This window comes from Streptomyces chiangmaiensis, from assembly GCF_036281785.1.
Classification (GTDB): Bacteria; Actinomycetota; Actinomycetes; order Streptomycetales; family Streptomycetaceae; genus Streptomyces; species Streptomyces chiangmaiensis.
On record NZ_JAYWVC010000606.1, the window covers coordinates 1 to 1,135 of the forward strand.

At 67.5% G+C, this 1,135-nt stretch carries 1 protein-coding gene and 1 pseudogene; both read left to right on the forward strand.

Annotated elements, in window-relative coordinates:
• Positions 1–302, forward strand: a pseudogene (locus tag VXC91_RS45910) (IS21 family transposase); the annotation flags it as partial.
• Entirely contained in the window at positions 299–1,072 is a 774-nt protein-coding gene (gene istB / locus VXC91_RS45915; RefSeq protein WP_329513255.1) for an IS21-like element helper ATPase IstB, read from the forward strand. The pseudogene VXC91_RS45910 and the gene istB, both read left to right, overlap by 4 nt.
• Positions 1,073–1,135: the final 63 nt, after the last annotated feature.

Below are 1,135 nucleotides of genomic sequence, written 5' to 3' on the forward strand. Positions count from 1 at the left end.
CGCTGCTGGCCGTGCACCCCCGAGCAGTCGGCCGCGGCGCCCGGATCGTGGACGAGGCGCACTGGCAGGGCCTGCCCGACGGACACACCCGCGCCACCACCACCGATCCCGGTGATCGTGGAACCCGCACCACCGGCCCGGCGCGCAGCGCCGACACCGAGCCCGGCGGGCTGGTGTCGCTGCTGGCCCGGACCAGAGCCGCGCACGTCCACGTCGGCACCCGGCCCCTGGCACTCTACGACCAGATCACCGGCACCCGTCCGTTCACTCCAGCCCCCATCGACCCCAAGGACATGCGTTGAGCGAGCTGGTCACCGCCCGGATCCGCGCCACCGCCACCAAACTCGGCCTGCCCCACCTGACCCAGTCACTGGCCGAGTACGTCGGCCGGGCCGATGCCGAACGGATGGCCTACCTCGACTTCCTCGACCTGGTCCTGGAAGAAGAACTCGCCGTCCGCGAAGAGCGCCGCTTCCGCCACGCCCTGCGGCTCTCCCGGCTGCCGCATTACAAGACGATCGAGGAGTACGACTTCTCCTACCAGCCCGAACTCGACCCCCGAAAGGTCAAGGACCTGGCCACCCTCGCGTTCGTCGAGGCCAACGCCAACGTCGCCCTGCTGGGTCCGCCGGGAGTAGGGAAAACACACCTCGCGGTCGCCCTGGCGGTCACCGCCTGCCGGGCCGGCTACACGATCTATTTCACCACCCTCGACGACATGGTCCGCCAGCTCAAAGCCGCCGACTCCATCGGCCGCCTGGCCAGCAAACTCCGCACCTACCTGCGGCCCAACGTCCTCGTAGTCGACGAGGTCGGCTACCTCCCGCTGGAGCGCGACGAGGCGAACCTCGTCTTCCAGATGCTCTCCAAGCGTTACGAGAAGGGCTCCACCTTGCTGACCTCGAACAAAAGTTTCAGCGAGTGGGGCCAGGTCTTCGGCGACGACGTCCTGGCCACCGCCATCATCGACCGTCTCCTCCACCACTGCGAGATCCTCGCGATCAACGGCGCCAGTTACCGGCTGAAGAACCGCCTCACTGCCATCGAAGGCGGCATCACCGCCGTCAGCTGACACGGACTCAAACTCTGTACATCAGCCCGTACATACCTCTGCACTACAGGCCGTACGCCGACA